We start from the raw sequence: 17,122 nt of genomic DNA, 5'->3' as shown, positions 1-17,122 counted from the left end.
CATGGCAATGGATTTCGATGACATGTTGACCAAGATCAAGGACCGTCAGTGGGCATTGGCGGACATCGACTGGGACGGCCCGGGAGCCGAGACCATCAGCCCCGAACTACACGCCAAACTGAAGCCCTTCATGTCCGATCTGATGTGGATCGAGAACGTGGGCGCTCGCGGCTTCGCGGCGATGGCGCTCAAGGCACCGAACGAGACTCTCGCAGAGATCTATCGCTACTTCCACGCGGAAGAGCAGAAGCACGCCAACGCCGAGCTCGCTCTCATGCGTCGGTGGGGCATGCTCGACGGTGACCGGATGCCCGAGCCGAACGTCAACGTCAAGCTCGTCATCGACTGGCTCGACAAGCATTCCGACGGGCTGTCTCTGACCGTGCTGGGCACCGTCATACCGATGCTCGAGGTGGCGCTGGACGGCGCGCTGGTGAAGTTCATCATGGACGAGATCGACGATCCGGTGTGTCAAGCCGTGTTCAAGAAGATCAACTCCGACGAATCTCGGCATCTGGCGGTCGATTTCGCGGTCATCGAATTGCTCGGGCATTCCCGGATGCGCAAGCTGGTGGTCGAGACCATCGGTGCTTGGATGAACCCGGCCCTCATCGTCGGATTGCTGCGCTACATCCCACTGCTGAACAAGATGCGCGACAACATCGTCGAGATGGGTGTCGACGAGGAGCGGCTCTACACCGCGATGAAGCGATTCCGCAGTGTGGGGGAGCGTAGCCCCGAGGCGCTCCGCGTGCCGATGTATCGATTTGTGCAGTGGCACAGCAGCATCGTCATCAACCGCAAGCATCCATACCACCGCGTTGCGGACGGACTGGTGAAGCTCACTCGCCGGTACCCGACCAAGACTCTCAATTCCGAGCCCACCTGGGCCAAGGAACTGACCTACGAGCCCGTCGCATGAGCGATTTCGATGTGCGCGAAGGTGTACTCGATGCCGTGATCGTCGGTGCGGGATTCGCCGGAATCGGTACCGCTATCCGACTGCGCAACAGTGGAATCGAGAATGTCGCGATCCTCGAACGCGGCAGCGCCGTCGGTGGAACCTGGCGCGACAACACTTACCCGGGCGCAGCCTGCGACATACCGTCGAGGCTGTATTCGTACAGTTTCGCGCCCAATCCCAACTGGTCGCACACCTATTCCGGTAGTGGTGAGATTCTCGATTACATCCACACAATGGTGCGTGAGTTCGACATCGGATCGCGTATTCGATTCGGACACAACGTAGTCGACATCATCTGGAACGAGGCGGCCGGGCATTGGCACGTGAGCATCGACGGGCACCCCGATGTTCGGGCGCGCACGGTGGTGATGGCGTCGGGGCCGCTCGCCAATGCCAGCCTGCCGAACATTCGAGGCATCGATACCTACGAGGGACACAAGATCCACAGTGCACGGTGGGATCACGACTACGACTTCGAGGGTAAGAAGGTCGCGGTCGTGGGAACCGGGGCGAGCGCGGTGCAGATCGTGCCCGAACTGGTGAAGATCGCCGATACGGTCAAGGTGTTCCAACGCACCCCGGGTTGGACGCTGCCCAGGATCAATCGAAAGGTGCAGGCAGGCACCAAGCGTCGATACGCCCGGTACCCGCAGACGCAGACCCTGGCGCGGTCGCTGTGGTTCTGGGGGCACGAGTCCGTTGCCGTCGGTGTCGTGTGGAAGACCCCGTTGACGCGTATCGTCGAACTGGTCGGGCGCGCGCATCTGCGTCAGCAGGTTCGCGATCCGTGGCTGCGGCGACAGCTGACACCTCGGTTCCGGGCCGGGTGCAAGCGATTGCTGATGACCAGCGACTACTACCCGGCCCTGCAGAAGCCGAACTGCACGTTGGTGACCTGGCCGATCGCGACGCTCTCACCCAAGGGCATTCGAACCGTGGAAGGCGTCGAGCATCAGTTCGACGCCATCGTCTTCGCTACCGGGTTCGACGTGTCCAACACCGGAACACCCATTCCGATCACCGGACGCGACAGCCGCGTGCTGGCCGACGAATGGAGCGCGGGAGCCAAGGCGTACAAGAGCATTGCGGTATCGGGGTACCCGAACATGTTCTTCACCTTCGGCCCGAACTCAGGCCCAGGACACAGCTCGGCATTGGTGTACATGGAGGCGCAGATCGACTACATCGTCGAGGCGATCTCTCTGGTACTCGAAGGAGATCTGCACAGCGCCGATGTACGCCAGGACGTCCAGGATGCCTACAACGAGGACCTGCAGCGCAAACTGGCGAAGACGACCTGGAATTCCGGTTGCAGCAGTTGGTATCTCACCGAGGACGGCTTCAACGCGACCATGTTCCCGGGTTTCGCCACCCAGTACGTCAACCAACTCAGAGGTGTCGAACAGGGCGATTTCACCACGGTTCCGCGCCGCGTCGACCTGCCGCAGGAACCGGCACAGGTCGTCGCCCACTCCTGAATCGCTCGAGAGCACGCTTGTCGTTTCGATGACGGTCGGATTCGGCTCTTCCTTCCGCTCCTTCCGCCGCGTGGTCGACGTATATCCTGAGGGTCGACGCGCGGCGGAGGTAGGGAGCTCGGTGGAGTATCGAATCGACGACTTGGCCCGAGAGGCCAAGACGACCACTCGCAACGTGCGGGCGTACCAGGAACGCGGGCTGCTGCCGCCGCCCACGCTCCGAGGACGAGTAGGTATTTACAACGACGATCACCTGACTCGATTGAAGGTGATCGACTCGCTGCTTCAGCGGGGGTTCACCTCGGCGCACATAGCCGATTTCCTGTCGGGCTGGGAGCAAGGCAAGGACCTGGAAGAAATCCTGGGCCTGCAGGAAATCGTGACTCGAAAGTGGTCGTCGGCCGAGACCACGGTCATCCCCGTCGAATTGATCGCTCAATTTCTCGGTGAGGACAACGATGCGATCGTGGCGCGCCTCATCGAGGCGAAACTGATCAGGATCGACGGGGATCAGGCCGAGATCCTCGACCCCACCTTGCTCGAGGTGTTCGTCGACCTGAGCCAGTACGGGTTCACCCTGGAACGACTGCTCGACCAGCACGAGCGGACCGCGTCGAAAATGAACGAAATCGCCGAGTCGATGGTCGGGAGCGTGACCGACCATCTGGCCGCGAAACACGGTCCAGGTTGGTTGCCCAAGTCCGGAGAGGTAGCCGAGACCACCGAGATGTTCGAGAAGATGCGCAGCCTTGCCATGAAATCGGCACAAGCAGAACTGGCCCGCGCCCTGGACCGGGTACAGGAACGCGCCCTCAACGATTATCTGTCGGAGACTCTGTCGAAGCGCACGTGACGTGGTTTGAAGCCTGCCACAATCGGACATACCTGCCCTTCGACAGCCGAACGGCGGCTGACCGCCTAAGGGGGCACCAATGAGGTTCGTAACGTTGATCGTTCTGGTTTGGCTGATCATCGGCGCATTCGCGTCGTACCAGCGCGGAGACTTCGAGAACGCGCCCGAGAACTGTGCAGGTGCGGGCACCATCGCCCTGACCGTCGTCGCAGGTCCGCTCAACTACTTCGGAATCAACCCCGAGGTCACGGACTGCAACGTCACCGTGCCGCAGCCCAGCGAGTGATATGAGTCGCTGACCGCGCGCTCGCGGAGCGCCTTCCCTAACCTGGTGAGGTGTTCCGCGGACGCTGGTTGCTGTTTCTCGCCCTGGCGATCCCAGTTGTCCTGGTGTCGTCGGTAGGTGTCGGCGGCTACCTCGCGTTCACGAAAGCTCGGGTGGATCCGCTCGTTGCCGCCGACGCCATCGTGGTGCTCGGCGGCGAACACGACGGACGTGAGGCCTACGGCATTTCGCTCGCCCAACAAGGCCTGGCCACGACAGTGGTGCTGTCCGATCCCTACGGATCCAGCGATCCGACGATGAGGAAGGCCTGCGCGGCGTCCACGTCGCAGTTCGAGGTGTTGTGCATTCCGCCGTCGCCCTCGACCACCCGTGGCGAAGCCATGTTCACCGAAACCCTTGCCCGCGAACGCGGCTGGAACCACGTCATCGTCGTGACGTGGCGATACCACCTCCCGCGGGCTCGCTACATCTTCGATCAGTGCTTCGACGGAACCGTCACGATGCGTCCGACGCCTCGCGCGTACGACTTCTCACTCGTCGAATGGGAGTTCACGTACCTGTACCAAATCGCAGGGTTCGTCAAGGCCGGAGTGCAGGGCTCCTGCCAGGATTCGGAAAGCGACTGACCGGATCCGGTCACAGAATCTTGTGATAGAGCGTCACACCGGACTTCCACGCCAGGAACCCGAACATCACCGCGGCAATTCCACCCACCACGTTCGCGCCGAAGAACAGTGCTGCCGAGCGATAGCGACGATCTCGCGCAAGCCCGATCGTCGCCAGCGTCGTCCCCGCCAACGGAGCCACCGACGCCAGAAACCCGACCGCGACCACGGAACGAACAGCGGCCGGCGGATCGAGAGCGAACACCAACCCCAGCGCGGCACACGCCACCAGATTCAGTGCCGTCGCCCGTCGCCGCGACCGCAGGGCGAACGAGAACACGAACTGGCCCAGAGCCGCGAGTCCGCCGCCGACCGCCACCAGAATCAGCGTCGTCACAGCGCCGGGCTCGTTCGTGCCGGTCTCGTGATCGCTGCCCCGACCGCCATCGCGATCAACGCGAGCACCGGCGTCGCCACCAGATAGATCACCGAATTCCACGCCCCGCGATGGGTGACCGCCTGAAACGCATACAGACCGAACGTCGTCAGACCGCACGCAAGACCGAACAGCCCGGCCCGAGTCACCGGAGCCCGACGACCGGACAGATACCCCAACGCAGCACCGACGAGCAGACAGCCGAACACATTCACACCGAACGTGGACAACAACTGCCACCGCGGCGTCGCCCGCCACGTCCACACCTCGTACCGAAACGCCGCACCGACCGCGCCGCCCACAACGACCGCGACGTACTGCCCGAGCGAGCGACGACGCAGACCGCGACCGTCCATGGAATGCAGGCCCTCGATCACCTGGACAAGCCTAATGCGATCGATACCCCTCGGCTGAGTGAGCCGACGGCGGCAAACCAACCCGAAGGCCACCCCCCGGGGGGGACTCAATGTCACGTTCGGTGGACTTTTCGGGGGTCAATGTCACGTTGAGTGGACCTGCGGGGGGGTCGATGTCACGTCGAGTGGACTTCGGCGGCGGTGGCGGGGCGGGGGAGCGAGGTAAAGTCTTCGTGTGACTGCGGACGAATCGGGGCTCGGACCCCAGCATTTCGATGTGATTGTTGAATGGCGTGATCAGGATGTCGTTCTGTCGGTGTCGGGTGAGTTGGATTTGGTGACGGCTCCTGATCTGTCCGAGTCCGTGGCTCTGGTGCTCGAGAAGTCGCCGTCGGCTGTGGTCATCGATCTCAGCGATGTGGGTTTCCTCGCATCGGCAGGCATGTCGCTGCTGGCTTCGACGCATCAGCAACTGGGCGGTAGTGCCGGGTTTGCCGTGGTGGCGGACGGTCCGGCGACGGGGCGTCCGTTGACTTTGGTCGGGCTCGACGAGGTGTTCGGCATCTATGCGACGGTCGACGAGGCGCTCGTTGCGATTCATGCGGGTAGATCCTGAAGTTTTGGGTAGACGGGATTCATGATGGCGACTCTCTTCGGAGGTGACGACTCACGTACCGACAGTTCGATCTCGACGGCAGGTGCGCGAATGGAAGAACTGCTGTTCACCGACGAGCCTGCCGATGCGGATCGAGCGTCGGAGCTTCGGCGTGAACTCGGTGACTGGTTGAACGAGTTGGGCGTCGACCCGGATCGCGCGTACGACGTCGTGTTGGCGACGTACGAGGCGATAGCGAACAGTGTCGAACATGCGTATCGCGATCACACCGACCGAGGAACCCTCGATATTCGAGTGTTGTGCGGTGCGCAGGGCCGGATCGATGTGAAGGTGACCGACCGCGGCGATTGGGCGACCCGCAATTCCGATCCCAACCGAGGTCGAGGCGTCCCACTGATGCGGGCTCTGGCCGATACGGCGGCGGTGACGTCGGACCAGAACGGCACCACGGTCCACATGATCTGGGACGCGATCGGTACCAGCTGATCGTTGCTGCACACTGACTACATGGTCGATGTGCAGATCGCGACAGCCGAGAAGAAGAAAATAACGGTACCCAACCTACGGGTGTTGTGGCAGTTCGTGCGGCCTCATCGGCGCACCCTGATCCTGGGCATGACGCTCGGCCTGATCGGTACCGGAACGGCGTTGGCTACGCCGATGGTCGCCAAGGGTGTGCTCGACGGACTCGGCACCGACGCGTCGCTGATCGTTCCCGTCGTCGTTCTGGTGGCCCTGTTGGTCGTCGGCTCGGCCGTTCTGTATCTGCAGTGGATCGTGCTCGGGGTGTTGGCCGAGCGGATCGTGCTCGACGCACGCAAGTCGATCGTGCGGAAGTATTTCGGTGCCACGGTCGGCAGCCTGAACACTCGGCCCACCGGTGAGTTGGTCACCCGCGTCACCTCGGACACCGTGCTGCTGCGTGAGGCGACATCGAATGCGCTGGTGGCCATAGTCAACAGCGTCGTGGGTCTGGTGGGCGCATTGATCCTGATGGCGGTTCTGGATCTGGTGTTGCTGGGCGCGATCGCGGTGGCCATCGTGGCGATTGCAGTGTTGTTCGCCAGGCTGATGCCTCCGATCGCCATCGCGCAGAGGCAATCACAGGAAGCGATCGGACGACTCGGCGGCATTCTCGACGGCACCCTGCGGGCCATCCGAACGGTCAAGTCCAGCAGAGCCGAGACTCGCGAATCCGAACGCGTCATCGCCGAGGCGCGGACCTCCGCTCGGCACAGCGTGCACGCCGTCAAGATCTCGGCACTGGCGTGGACCTTCGCGGGCGGCGGCGTCCAATTGGCCATCATCGGCATTCTCGGCCTCGGGGGCTACCGCGTCAGCACCGGGGATCTGGCGGTATCCAGCTTGATCGCGTTTCTGCTCTACGCATTTCAGGTCATGAGCCCGGTCTCCACCCTCGCCACCAACATCACCGCGCTGCAGGCGGGTATGGCTGCGGCGGCGCGGATACGTCAGATCGACGACCTCGTCGTCGAAGTGGGAGAGGAAGGTACCCCCGCGCCGACCCGATCCGTTTTCGACGCTGCTCCGGCGCTCGAATTCCGAAGTGTGACAGCACGTTACGGTCCGGGACGAGAGCCGGCCGTGCGAGGAATCGACCTGGACGTCCCCGCGCGTGGCCACACAGCGATCGTCGGTCCCTCCGGTGCAGGCAAGACCAGCGTGTTCTCTCTGATCCTGCGGTTCCTGACGCCCGAGAGCGGCGAGATACGGCTCGGCGGAACGCCGTACAGCGAGCTCACGATCGGCGAGGTGCGCTCTCGACTGTCCTACGTGGAGCAGGAGACGCCGGTGATCCCCGGTTCTGTGCGGGAGAACCTGTTGTTCAGTCACCCTGACGCCAGTGAGGGTGACATCTGGGCGGCGCTCGAGTCGGTGCACCTGGACTCGACCATCCGCGCTCTGGACGAGGGATTGGACACCGACCTGATCGGCTCGACGGTGTCCGGTGGGCAGCGGCAACGAATCGCGTTGGCGCGAGCCATCGTTCGACGCCCACAGATCCTGCTGCTCGACGAGGCGACGGCTCAGGTCGACGGACGCACCGAGGCGGCGATCCACGAGGTCATCCGTTCCATCGCCGAGGACGCTGCCGTCGTCACCATCGCGCATCGGTTGTCCACCGTGCTCGACGCCGACACAATCCTGGTGATGGACGATGGGGTGGTGCGCGCACGCGGAACGCATGCGGAGCTCATGGCGTCGGACGCGCTGTATCGAGAACTGGTGGCCGCGTTGAGAATCGGAGACAGCGCGCCCGATCTGACAGCGGGCCGTCCCTGAGATCTACCGGCCCGACTCGGTGGTCGTGGGCTCGTCGGTCGAGTCCTCGTCGGTGGTGGTCGTGGTAGTTCGGTCCGACCGCTTGGTGGTTGTTCGGGGCGTCCGCGTCGTCGTCTGAGGCCGCTCCGGCGTCGTTGTCGGCGGCTTGGCGGTGGTGGGCACCGCGACCTGCCAGGTGGGCGACGGCGGAACCACGACGATCGCGGACGTCAGTGACGCCTGGACCGAACTGAGGGAGTCCGACTTCAGCGCAGGCGGCCTGACATCCTGGCTCGAATCGTCGAACGCGCCGCCGAGGGCACCGATGACCAGACCCACGGTGACGGCTACTCCGGCACTCGCCACTGCTGCCAACGCGATGACCTTGTCGCGCATGAACAGACCCTAACGCCGTGGCCGCACCCGGGTGGTCGGCAATGATGCGAGAACGTTACCGCAGCGTGCGAATTCGTGGTGGGTCGAAGTTTACGGCTGCGCCAGTCGGAGAACATTCGGCAACGATGCCGCGATCAGCTCGCCGGCTTCCTCGTACACGGACGGGTCGCGGCGGTACGGGTCGCCGATATCCAGCGTCTCGACGCTGTGGACGGCCCGCGCGTCGGCGAGGGCGGCAACCGATCGTGCGCCCGACGCCGCGGCCAGGCTCGACGCCTCGAGCAAGGTGAAGGTGCGACGCATGTGCCTCGGCGACAGCGCGAGCACGGCGTCGCGATGCGACGCGGTCATCGTCAGAACGAGTTCGGCGTCGGCGGTGATCGCCGGAGTGAGGCGTCGAGCCACGAAGCCCTCGGGATCGCCGCCGAGTTGCGACAACACCAACGCTGCCGTCGGGTCCATCGCGTGCCCGGTCAGTCCCTGTGTCCCGGCACTGCTGGCGGTCAGCTCGAATCCGCCCTCACGGGCGAAGGCGACCGCAAGGCGCTCGGCAGTCGGAGATCGGCAGATGTTGCCGGTGCAGACGAACAGAACTCGCATGCCGCAACTGTAGTGGTGTGGCTGGGTGCCCCAGGGGGCACCTGAACGCACCACTGCGGCGCAGCCGCACCGACGCGCTACAGTGATCAATTGGGGGGATCGAGACTGGTTCGTGACATGAAGTCTCGGCGTGTGTTGACGGGGAAATCGACAAGAGGCAGGTAATGACCGAAGTTCTCGGTGTGTCGGTGGGGGCCAGCGCGGTGCGCATGGCTCGACCCGACCTGCGCCCTCAGGATTCGGGACGCCTCGACTTCCACCACGACACCGTCGACGCCTACTGGGACCGGGCCGAGGAACTGGCCGCTGAGTCCATCGGCGTGGTGCTCTCGCAACCGGGCAACGGCGGCCCAGTGCAGGCAACCGGCGTGGCGTATCGCGACCAGCAGCAGTTCGGTGAGATCCAGCAGGCCATGGCCGGTCAGCGGCTGTACAACTATCGACTGGTTCCCGAGGCTCGGGCTGCGCTGCAGTACCTCGAAGCGTCGGGCGAGCTGGGGCATCTCGGCACCATCGCGTTGTACGACCTGGGCAGTTCGGGTCTGACGATCAGCGTGATCGACCGCGGTACAGGCCAAGTTCTGCTGGCAGAACGCACCATCGACATCAGCGGCGACGACTTCGATCGCCTGATCGCCGACAACCAGTTGGCCAAGCAGGGCGTCGACATTGCCGACAACCAAGAACTGAGCGCGTTCACCGCGCGGTGCCGGGTCGCCAAGGAACAATTGTCGACCAGCGGCGCTGTGTGTCTTCCGGGCGACGGCGGCGTCATCCTGATCTCCCGCGAGGCCTTCGAATCACTGGTGACCGTCCCGATCGAGTACTCCGCTCGCCTGGTTCGAGACGTCATCGGGCGTTCTCCCAAGCATGTCGACGCGCTGTTCCTGATCGGCGGCGGCGCCCGAATACCGCTGGTCGGAGCCATACTCGATGCCTGGGTCGGGTTACCCGTCGTCACTCCGGCAGACCCCGAATCGGTTGCGGCCCGTGGAGCGGCACTGCTCGCCACACCGGTCGTCGAGGCACCGCACCAGCCGGTTCCCCAACCGAATGCGCAGTCCAACCCCCAGTCGAATCCGCAGTCGGGCGGGCGACAGCCCGCAGCCGACCCGGCGTCGCTGACCGGTGCACCCGATTGGTTGACTCCGGAACCCCACTCCGACAAGCCTGCGGATTCGAAGCGCAAGGTGCGCGGTGCCGTGCTGGTCGCGGGTGGTCTCGTCGCGGTCGCCGCCCTCGGCCTGTCCCTCGGATACGGGGGTGGGTCGCCGGCCCCGACCAGTGCACCGGCAGATTCACCGGTGCCGATCACCGCAGGTCCCACGACGACCCGGGTCACCCCGACGCCGACGACGCCACCGCCGACCACAACACCGCCGCCTACGTCCGAGCCCGTTCAGGCTCCGGCTCAGACGTATTCCGAGCCCGAGTACGTGCCGCCCGCGGCACCGGCTCCTGTGCCTGCCCCGGCACCGCTGATTCCCGGTCTGCCGCAGATCCAGCTCCCACAGATTCAGCTGCCGCCGCCTCCGGTCATTCAGCTTCCGCGCTTCTAGCCGGGGACGGTCACGGCAACTGCACCGTTGCGAGCACCGCCAGATGATCGCTCTCCGGGATCGGTAACGGCTGCACCGACCGCGCGCGGACGCTGTCACTGGTCACGACATGGTCCAACCGCGCCAACGGACGTTCGGACGGGAAGGTGCGGAACAGTCCTGCCCCCGCAGCGTCGGCCGCATCGGAGAACGGAGCCGATGCCAACATGCGGAATTGCCGGTGATCGTTGGTGGCATTGAAGTCGCCCGCGACGATGGCAGTGTTGTCGTAGGTATCCATGATGGCCCGCATCCTCGCCAGGTCTGCGTCCCACTGGGTGGTGTGGCGCGGCGTCGCGGGAGACATCGAATGGAACGAAACGAGGGTCAGCGTCGTGCCGTCGACGACGGTGTTCGCCTGCACCGGTACGAAGCCGAAGTCGTTCAGCCGGGTGCCGTCGGTCAAGGGTGTTCGGCTCCACAATCCGGTGCCGTCGGCCACAGGCAGTGCGGCGGTGAAGGAGAACGGCAGCAGGTCGTCCAGACCGGCACCCCTCAGGTCGGTCACTTCCTCGGGCGTGAGTTCCTGGACGGCGAGCACGTCGACGTCGTGATCACGGACCGCGTCGACGATTGCGCCGGCATCGGCGTCCCCGTGCGCCACGTTGACCGTCAACACGGACAGGTCCGGTCCGGAGTTGTCCGGTCCGTCGGCCAGGAACATCGGCACCTGGACGCCCACGACGGCGACGGTGACGACGGCTGCGACCGCCGATCCGATACGTGAGCGGGCGGCGGCGAAGAGCAGGAGCGCCGCGACGGTGGCGACTCCGAGGTACGGAGTTCCGACCACCAAAGCAACGAAAGTGATCTCGGTCACGCCGACCTGTCGGACGGCAAACATTCCGAGAGCTACGGCGACGAGACACCACCCCACGACCAGCGCTGCGCTGCGAACGAAACGGCGCATCGCGCTCGTGCCTCCTCGTGTCCGCCCGAGATGGGCATGAATGTTGCAGGTGTTGTCTACACTCGGCATGTGCCCAGCTCAGAGCGGATATGCAAGTGTCGACACGAACAAGCTGCGCATCAGCATTACCGCCGCGGAACCGACTGTTCGTTGTGTGATTGCCCGCGTTTTCGGGTTCCTGTCGTTCAGACGCTCAAACGGTGGATCAGTAAGTAGTAAGTGCGTCGAAAACAATCCTACCGCCGGATCGGAAGCGTAGAACAAACCGATTCGCTACGATGAGTGGCCTGGATGCAGGCAATATGGACAAATGCGGCTCGGGGACCGTCCGACATTGTTCCGGTAGGAGAGGCGCGTCATGTCGAACGATGCAGTGCTGGAGAGGCTCGGTACCGGCCTCCGGGTTCTCGAACTCGACCCCATCAGCTACCGGCCTCATCCCATCCACAACCACGACCGCATCTGGACCGAGACCAACTGCTACGTCGATCTGTGGATCGAGGTACTGCACTCACTCGGTGCCGATCCCACCCCGGCGCTCGCGTTCGTGCTCAGCGCCGGATGTGACGGACGGCAGTGGGACTTCGTGAAAATTCTGCCCGAGGATCTGCGCGCGCTCTACGGCATCGGCGTGGCCGAGATGAACGTATGGCGACCCGTTCTCGAGCACGTCGTCGAAGGGCTGCTCGACGGCACCCACGTCACGGTGGAGGTCGACGGCTTCTGGCTTCCCGACACCGCAGGCACCAGCTACCGGAATCAGCACACCAAGACCACCATCGTGCCGAATCTCGTCAACCGAGACGACAAGGTGATGGGCTACTTCCACAACCGGGGTTACTTCGAGCTGACCGGGGCGGACTTCGACGGGGTGTTCAATCTCGCGCCCGAGCCTCACGCCGAGGTGTTGCTGCCGTACGTCGAACAGGTTCGAGTCGACGCGGCAGTGCTCGACGCGCGGGTCGGTGACCGCGACCTCGACGTCGCCCGGGCACATCTGTCCAGAAGGGCACCGGGCAATCCCGTCGATGCCCTCGCTCGGCGCATCGTGGCCGACATCCCGCTCGTCCAGACGTCCGGGCCCGACGCCTTTCATCTGTGGTCGTTCGGATTGCTCCGGCAATTCGGTGCCACCGCGGAGCTTGCCGCCAACTACGTGCAGTACCTCGAGAGCCGCGGGATACGTGGAGCCGGCGACGCGGCGCAGCATTTCCTCGACGCAGCGTCCGGCGCGAAGGCCGTTCAGTTCCGGATGGCGCGAGCAGCGCGTGGCCGCGCCGTGGTGCTCGACGAACCGCTGAACGACATGAGCAAGAACTGGGCGACAGCGATGGATATCGTCGTGGGTGCATTGAGCGCGTGATCGATCTGCTCGACGGCGTGCCGTGGCGGCTGGCCCGAACCGACGCCGGATCCATCCTCGACCCTGCTGACCTGCCTGCCGACCTCGAGTGGCTCGACGCCGTCGTGCCCGGCACGGTGGCGAGCGCGCTCGGTGACACCGATTGTGCTCCGGACGAACACGATTGGTGGTACGCGACCACCGTCCCGACCGGCGATCACCCCGAGATGCGGCTGACCTTCGGCGGAATCGCGACTCGGGCCCAGATCTGGGTGGACGGTGTTCATCGGCGAACCGTCACGTCCATGTTCGTGCCCGAGACTGTCGATCTGACCGGTTGCGGACCGACCGTCACCATTGCAGTCCACGTCGAATCTCTTGCCGCACATCTGAAGACTCGACGGCCACGTGGTCGGTGGCGGTCCTCGATGATCGCTGCACAGGGTTTGCGGCACGAGCGTACGACGATGCTTGGCCGGGCACCGGTGTACGGGCCCGTGCCTGTTCCGGTGGGTCCGTGGCGGCCGGTGTCGATGGTGCCGATGTCGAGCCCTCGTGGCGTCGGTCTGTCGACGACGGTCCGCGGCACCGACGGTATCGTCACGGTGCACGCCGAGCTGGATTCCGCGTCGTCGACGCGAATCCTGATCGGGGACAGCGTGTTCGAGATCGGAACGGTCGATCGTATCGATACGACTCTGACGCTGCCGGACGTCGAGCTGTGGTGGCCGCACACGCACGGACAGCCCAGGACCTACCGCGTGGCGTTGGATGTGAACGGGGTGGAATACCCGGTGGGCGACATCGGCTTTCGCGCCGTCGTACTCGATCGCTCCGGAGGCGGCGCGCAGTTGGTGGTCAACGGTAGCCCGATCTTCTGTCGCGGTGGTACGTGGACTCCACTCGATCCGGTGCGACTGTGGTCGTCGGAGCAGGACCTGCACGTAGCGTTGGTGCAGCTGCAGTCGGCGGGCGTGAACATGGTGCGCGTGGTCGGCGCGCTGGTGTACGAGCAGGCCGAATTCTGGTCTCTGTGCGCGGAACTCGGCATCATGGTGTGGCAGGACGTCATGTTGGGAACCGTCGACCCGCCCACCGACGAGGTGTACACGGCGGCGGTCGCCCGAGAGCTGCACGCGTTCGCGGACCTCGTCTGCGCCAATCCGGCCCTGATGGTCGTCAGCGGCGGAAGCGAAACGCAGCAGCAACCGACGATGCTGGGTCTCGCGGCCGAGGATCAGCGAATGGACATGCTGGACAACATCGTTCCTGATTTCCTCGCCGATCGTCTGCCGGACGTCGCCTACGTGACGTCGTCTCCGTCCAGCTCGACCGGCGAATTGCACACCCACGTGGGCGACGGTATAGCCCATTACTTCGGGGTGGGTGGTTACCTGCGGCCACTGTCCGATATTCGTACCGCGGGTGTGCGATTCGCTGCGGAATGCCTGGCCTTCTCCGTTCCTCCCGAACGTGCGCAGGTCGACAGGTTCTTCGGATCTGCTGCGGTGGCCGGGCATCACCCCGAGTGGAAATCCGCGGTCCCTCGCGATCGCGGTTCGTCGTGGGATTTCGAGGACGTCCGCGATCACTACGTACGCACTGTCTTCGGTGTCGACCCGCACCTTATTCGGCGGGACGACGCCGAGCTCTACCTGGACTACGGCAGGGCGGTGCTCGTCGAGGCTTTCGAGGAAGCGTTCGGTCGGTGGCGGCGGGCGTCTTCCGGATGTGCGGGCGCGCTCGTGTTGACGTTACGAGACACCGTGCCCGGTGCCGGGTGGGGTATCACCGACGCCACCGGTGCACCGAAGGCACCGTTCTACGCGCTCGCGAGGGCCGGCGCACCGACCGCAGTGCTGTTGTGCGACAACGGTCTCGACGGCTATTCGGTGGAGCTCGTCAACGACGGTCCGGCCCGATCGGGCACACTGCGCGTGGCGCTGCACACCGCGCGCGGCGTGCAACAGTTCGAGCGGGCGGTATCGGTCGACTCGAACGGCTCGACCGAACTGACGGTGGACTCCATCGTGGGGTCGTTCACCGATGCCAATCACGCCTACCGTTTCGGGAGTCGGACGTACTCGGCGATCACAGTGGTGTTCGCGGGCGACGACGGAGTCGAGATAGCCCGGAACACCGCGCTCGTCGGCGCGCAGAGTCGGCAGAACACCGTGGGCCTGAGCGCGAGTGTCGTCGATACCGGAGCCGGGACGTGGGAGCTCACAGTGTCCTCGGAGTGGGCAGCGCAGTACGTCTGTGTCGATGTCGACGGCTTCGACGCGTCCGATTCGTGGTTCCATCTCGCGCCGAACGAACCGCGCACCATCGCACTCGTCAACCGAGGCACCGGTAAACCCAGGGGACACGTTCGGGCCCTGAATTCCGTGGAACGGGCGTCGGTGGCACCGAGGGTCGTGAGTGGAAGTTCGTAGTGGGCTACGAAGTTCCGTGCACGTGCCGCTAGCGGCTCACGCTGAATTTGCCTCGGACATAACCGACTCCCGCGGCCCCGACGCTGGCCACCACAGCCATCGCGCCCCACGCCCGCGCCGGGTTGCCGCGAGCAGCCGCGCTCGTCTCACGGCCGACAGCACGCGGCAGAACCTTGGCGGTGTACGCGCGCTCGGACGACAGTGCGTCGCCCGCACCGATCAGTCGGGCGATCGCTGCCTTGGACACGCCCTCGGCGTAGCTGCGGGTGATGAGGTAGCGGGGTCGCGTCCGATCGGCACTGACGGTGTGATCGACGACGATCGAGGGATCGAACACGATCTGCGCGTCGGGATGCGTCTGGCGCAGGCGAATACATAGTTCCGTCTCCTCGCACCCGAGCGGAACGCGTCCGATTCGGCCGATTCCGGAGACGAAGCCGCCGAGTTCGACGACCGGCGCGCGGCGGAAAGACATGTTCGCGCCCATGAGATTACGGACCTGAGCGGTTTCCGTCGGCTGCCCGCGGTAGGTGCACCCGACGACCCAATCGAGTTCGCCGGGTTCACCCACTACCTCGGCCGGTAAGAAGGCCGGACGCTTGTCCGGCCATACCGGGTATGCAGAGCCCCCAACGGCGTACACGGCATCATCCGAGTAATGGGACAGAATGGCGTCGAGCCATTCGGTCGTGCGTGGGGACGCGTCGTCGTCCAGGAAGACGACGATGTCACCTCTGGCGAGGTCGAGGGAGGTGTTCCGTGCCCCCGACAGTCCTCGTGGGTGGCTGTTCTCGACCACGTTCACGGTGTCGCTCAGCGGTAGGAATTCCGCTCGAGCGCGCTCGGCCAGCTGCTGATTGTGGTCGACGACGAGAATCAGCTCGTCGGCAGCGACGCTCTGATCGAGAACTGCACGCACGGCAGTGCACAGTTCGGACCATCGAGCCAACGTGTACGCGCAGATGACGACCGAGGAAGTCGGCAGACTCACGCCGTTCTCTCGCGGAGCTCGATGACCTCGCCGAACGACTCCATGACCTCGAACTCGAGGTCCATGTCGGTGCGGGCATCGATCGACTCACGCGACGGACGAGCGATGTGCTTGCGGGAGATTCTGCGGGCGCGCATGCGCTCGGTCATCAAGGTGCGCAGCACCCGGAAGCCGTCGGAGAAGGTGCGTAGGTTGCTCTGGCCGTAGATGCGCGCCAGCTCGACACTCGGCACTTCTTCGATCCGTACGGACGCCTCGGCGAAGCGGCAGTTGATGATGGTCTCGATCTCGAATCCGTCACCCCACAGCATCATTCCCTCGCTGCCCGGCTGATCGACCACGGGCAGATCCAGGACCGGCACCAGGTCTCGCCAGAAGGCGTTGTAGCCGTAGCACAGATCCGAGAAACGGGTGCCGAAGAGCGTGTTGGCCACCAGGTGCAGACCACCGTTGCCGGCGCGGCGCAGCGGCGTGATGTCGTGGCTGCCGCCGCCCTCGCAGAACCGGCTGCCCTTGGCGAAGTCGGCACCGGCGATCAGGGCATCGACGAACCGGGGGATCTCGGCCGCGTCGGCAGAGCCGTCCGCGTCGAACATGACGATGATGTCGCCGGTGGCAGCTTCGAAGCCGCAGGCGAGCGCGTTGCCCTTACCCTTACGGGTCTGTTGAATGACGCGGATGTCGCTGCGAATCTCGCGTGCGGCTTCGATGGTTCCGTCGGTGGATCCGCCGTCGACCAGTACGAGCTCGAATTCGTGGGACAGCAAGGGGAGGACATGGCGAAGGTTCGCGGCCTCGTTGAGAGTCGGGATGACGACACTGACGCGGGGATTCTGACGATTCAACATATCCATTCCAGATGTTCGAGTTCGGTGGGCACTAGCTGATCGAGCTACTGCAGCTGTATCTGACCGATGCGACACGACCCCCGCCGAGTTCGCACGTAGGTTTCGGCGGGATTGATCTACCCGTC

18 protein-coding genes are annotated in these 17,122 nt (G+C 64.5%); 11 read left to right on the top strand and 7 right to left on the bottom strand.

The features are described from left to right. Position 1: 1 nt before the first annotated feature. The 5 genes from CH266_RS16765 to CH266_RS16745 all read left to right on the top strand — a co-directional run bounded on the left by CH266_RS16765 (position 2) and on the right by CH266_RS16745 (position 4,207). A complete protein-coding gene (locus CH266_RS16765; RefSeq protein ID WP_032374990.1) occupies positions 2 to 922 on the top strand; it encodes a hypothetical protein in 921 nt (306 codons plus the stop codon). Next, complete coding sequence (locus CH266_RS16760) at positions 919 to 2,442, top strand: flavin-containing monooxygenase (RefSeq protein WP_094715746.1); 1,524 nt, start codon at positions 919 to 921, stop codon at positions 2,440 to 2,442. The genes CH266_RS16765 and CH266_RS16760 overlap by 4 nt, the downstream gene beginning before the upstream one ends. 121 nt (positions 2,443 to 2,563) lie before the next feature. Continuing rightward, positions 2,564 to 3,295, top strand: coding sequence for a MerR family transcriptional regulator (locus CH266_RS16755; RefSeq protein WP_094715745.1), 732 nt, complete (start codon positions 2,564 to 2,566; stop codon positions 3,293 to 3,295). Between the two features lie 79 nt (positions 3,296 to 3,374). Beyond that, positions 3,375 to 3,581 carry a hypothetical protein gene (locus CH266_RS16750; protein WP_027495611.1) on the top strand — a complete coding sequence of 69 codons (207 nt, stop codon included), beginning with the start codon at positions 3,375 to 3,377 and terminating at the stop codon, positions 3,579 to 3,581. A gap of 50 nt (positions 3,582 to 3,631) precedes the next feature. Next, positions 3,632 to 4,207, top strand: coding sequence for a YdcF family protein (locus tag CH266_RS16745; protein WP_094715744.1), 576 nt, complete (start codon positions 3,632 to 3,634; stop codon positions 4,205 to 4,207). A 10-nt stretch (positions 4,208 to 4,217) separates the two neighbouring features. Here the strand turns inward: CH266_RS16745 and CH266_RS16740 are convergent, their stop codons facing one another. Further along, complete coding sequence (locus tag CH266_RS16740; protein WP_094715743.1) at positions 4,218 to 4,583, bottom strand: CrcB family protein; 366 nt, start codon at positions 4,581 to 4,583, stop codon at positions 4,218 to 4,220. Then, positions 4,580 to 4,999: a FluC/FEX family fluoride channel gene (locus CH266_RS16735; RefSeq protein WP_255175940.1), complete on the bottom strand. Its 420-nt coding sequence runs from the start codon at positions 4,997 to 4,999 to the stop codon at positions 4,580 to 4,582. Before CH266_RS16735 ends, CH266_RS16740 begins: the two co-directional genes overlap by 4 nt. A gap of 259 nt (positions 5,000 to 5,258) precedes the next feature. Between CH266_RS16735 and CH266_RS16730 the strand changes: the two genes are divergently transcribed. From CH266_RS16730 to CH266_RS16720, 3 genes are read left to right on the top strand one after another with little or no spacing between them, the layout of a single operon-like run. Then, on the top strand, positions 5,259 to 5,594 hold the full coding sequence (locus tag CH266_RS16730; protein ID WP_032372037.1) for an STAS domain-containing protein: 336 nt from the start codon (positions 5,259 to 5,261) through the stop codon (positions 5,592 to 5,594). A 21-nt stretch (positions 5,595 to 5,615) separates the two neighbouring features. Further along, on the top strand, positions 5,616 to 6,080 hold the full coding sequence (locus tag CH266_RS16725; protein ID WP_027495616.1) for an ATP-binding protein: 465 nt from the start codon (positions 5,616 to 5,618) through the stop codon (positions 6,078 to 6,080). Between the two features lie 21 nt (positions 6,081 to 6,101). Then, on the top strand, positions 6,102 to 7,898 hold the full coding sequence (locus CH266_RS16720; protein ID WP_094715742.1) for an ABC transporter ATP-binding protein: 1,797 nt from the start codon (positions 6,102 to 6,104) through the stop codon (positions 7,896 to 7,898). Positions 7,899 to 7,901: 3 nt separating this feature from the next. Here CH266_RS16720 and CH266_RS16715 read toward each other — a convergent pair whose 3' ends face one another. Next, positions 7,902 to 8,273 carry a hypothetical protein gene (locus CH266_RS16715; RefSeq protein WP_094715741.1) on the bottom strand — a complete coding sequence of 124 codons (372 nt, stop codon included), beginning with the start codon at positions 8,271 to 8,273 and terminating at the stop codon, positions 7,902 to 7,904. 90 nt (positions 8,274 to 8,363) lie between these two features. After that, positions 8,364 to 8,873, bottom strand: a complete 510-nt coding sequence (locus tag CH266_RS16710; RefSeq protein WP_032366897.1) for an arsenate reductase/protein-tyrosine-phosphatase family protein — start codon at positions 8,871 to 8,873, stop codon at positions 8,364 to 8,366. A 164-nt stretch (positions 8,874 to 9,037) separates the two neighbouring features. On the opposite strand from CH266_RS16710, the gene CH266_RS16705 reads away from it, so the two are divergent. Next, positions 9,038 to 10,432 (top strand): Hsp70 family protein, encoded by a 1,395-nt coding sequence (locus CH266_RS16705; RefSeq protein ID WP_094715740.1) that lies wholly within the window; start codon positions 9,038 to 9,040, stop codon positions 10,430 to 10,432. Positions 10,433 to 10,442: 10 nt separating this feature from the next. On the opposite strand, the gene CH266_RS16700 is transcribed toward CH266_RS16705, so the two are convergent. Continuing rightward, positions 10,443 to 11,381: an endonuclease/exonuclease/phosphatase family protein gene (locus CH266_RS16700; RefSeq protein WP_094715803.1), complete on the bottom strand. Its 939-nt coding sequence runs from the start codon at positions 11,379 to 11,381 to the stop codon at positions 10,443 to 10,445. A gap of 358 nt (positions 11,382 to 11,739) precedes the next feature. Here CH266_RS16700 and CH266_RS16695 point away from each other — a divergent pair, with 358 nt between their 5' ends. Further along, positions 11,740 to 12,744: a DUF1839 family protein gene (locus CH266_RS16695; RefSeq protein WP_094715739.1), complete on the top strand. Its 1,005-nt coding sequence runs from the start codon at positions 11,740 to 11,742 to the stop codon at positions 12,742 to 12,744. Beyond that, a complete protein-coding gene (locus CH266_RS16690; RefSeq protein WP_094715738.1) occupies positions 12,741 to 15,158 on the top strand; it encodes a glycosyl hydrolase 2 galactose-binding domain-containing protein in 2,418 nt (805 codons plus the stop codon). The genes CH266_RS16695 and CH266_RS16690 overlap by 4 nt, the downstream gene beginning before the upstream one ends. A gap of 28 nt (positions 15,159 to 15,186) precedes the next feature. On the opposite strand, the gene CH266_RS16685 is transcribed toward CH266_RS16690, so the two are convergent. Continuing rightward, positions 15,187 to 16,149: a glycosyltransferase family 2 protein gene (locus tag CH266_RS16685; RefSeq protein ID WP_032381440.1), complete on the bottom strand. Its 963-nt coding sequence runs from the start codon at positions 16,147 to 16,149 to the stop codon at positions 15,187 to 15,189. Further along, entirely contained in the window at positions 16,146 to 16,997 is an 852-nt protein-coding gene (locus CH266_RS16680; protein ID WP_032372043.1) for a glycosyltransferase family 2 protein, read from the bottom strand. Before CH266_RS16680 ends, CH266_RS16685 begins: the two co-directional genes overlap by 4 nt. Between the last annotated feature and the right edge of the window lie 125 nt (positions 16,998 to 17,122).

The sequence above is a fragment of the Rhodococcus sp. 06-1474-1B genome (genome assembly GCF_002258885.1).
Lineage (GTDB): Bacteria > Actinomycetota > Actinomycetes > Mycobacteriales > Mycobacteriaceae > Rhodococcoides > Rhodococcoides fascians.
Note: the sequence above shows the minus strand (reverse complement) of the source record. Positions and strands in the feature narration are given on the sequence as shown.

What these genes read in the sequence shown, in the direction of transcription:
- CH266_RS16700 (WP_094715803.1), bottom strand. Translation starts at nt 11,381, where the DNA reads ATGCGCCGTTTCGTTCGCAGCGCAGCGCTGGTCGTGGGGTGGTGTCTC.
- CH266_RS16715 (WP_094715741.1), bottom strand. Translation starts at nt 8,273, where the DNA reads ATGCGCGACAAGGTCATCGCGTTGGCAGCAGTGGCGAGTGCCGGAGTA.
- CH266_RS16720 (WP_094715742.1), top strand. Translation starts at nt 6,102, where the DNA reads ATGGTCGATGTGCAGATCGCGACAGCCGAGAAGAAGAAAATAACGGTA.
- CH266_RS16760 (WP_094715746.1), top strand. Translation starts at nt 919, where the DNA reads ATGAGCGATTTCGATGTGCGCGAAGGTGTACTCGATGCCGTGATCGTC.
- CH266_RS16695 (WP_094715739.1), top strand. Translation starts at nt 11,740, where the DNA reads ATGTCGAACGATGCAGTGCTGGAGAGGCTCGGTACCGGCCTCCGGGTT.
- CH266_RS16705 (WP_094715740.1), top strand. Translation starts at nt 9,038, where the DNA reads ATGACCGAAGTTCTCGGTGTGTCGGTGGGGGCCAGCGCGGTGCGCATG.
- CH266_RS16750 (WP_027495611.1), top strand. Translation starts at nt 3,375, where the DNA reads ATGAGGTTCGTAACGTTGATCGTTCTGGTTTGGCTGATCATCGGCGCA.
- CH266_RS16710 (WP_032366897.1), bottom strand. Translation starts at nt 8,873, where the DNA reads ATGCGAGTTCTGTTCGTCTGCACCGGCAACATCTGCCGATCTCCGACT.
- CH266_RS16680 (WP_032372043.1), bottom strand. Translation starts at nt 16,997, where the DNA reads ATGTTGAATCGTCAGAATCCCCGCGTCAGTGTCGTCATCCCGACTCTC.
- CH266_RS16765 (WP_032374990.1), top strand. Translation starts at nt 2, where the DNA reads ATGGCAATGGATTTCGATGACATGTTGACCAAGATCAAGGACCGTCAG.
- CH266_RS16725 (WP_027495616.1), top strand. Translation starts at nt 5,616, where the DNA reads ATGATGGCGACTCTCTTCGGAGGTGACGACTCACGTACCGACAGTTCG.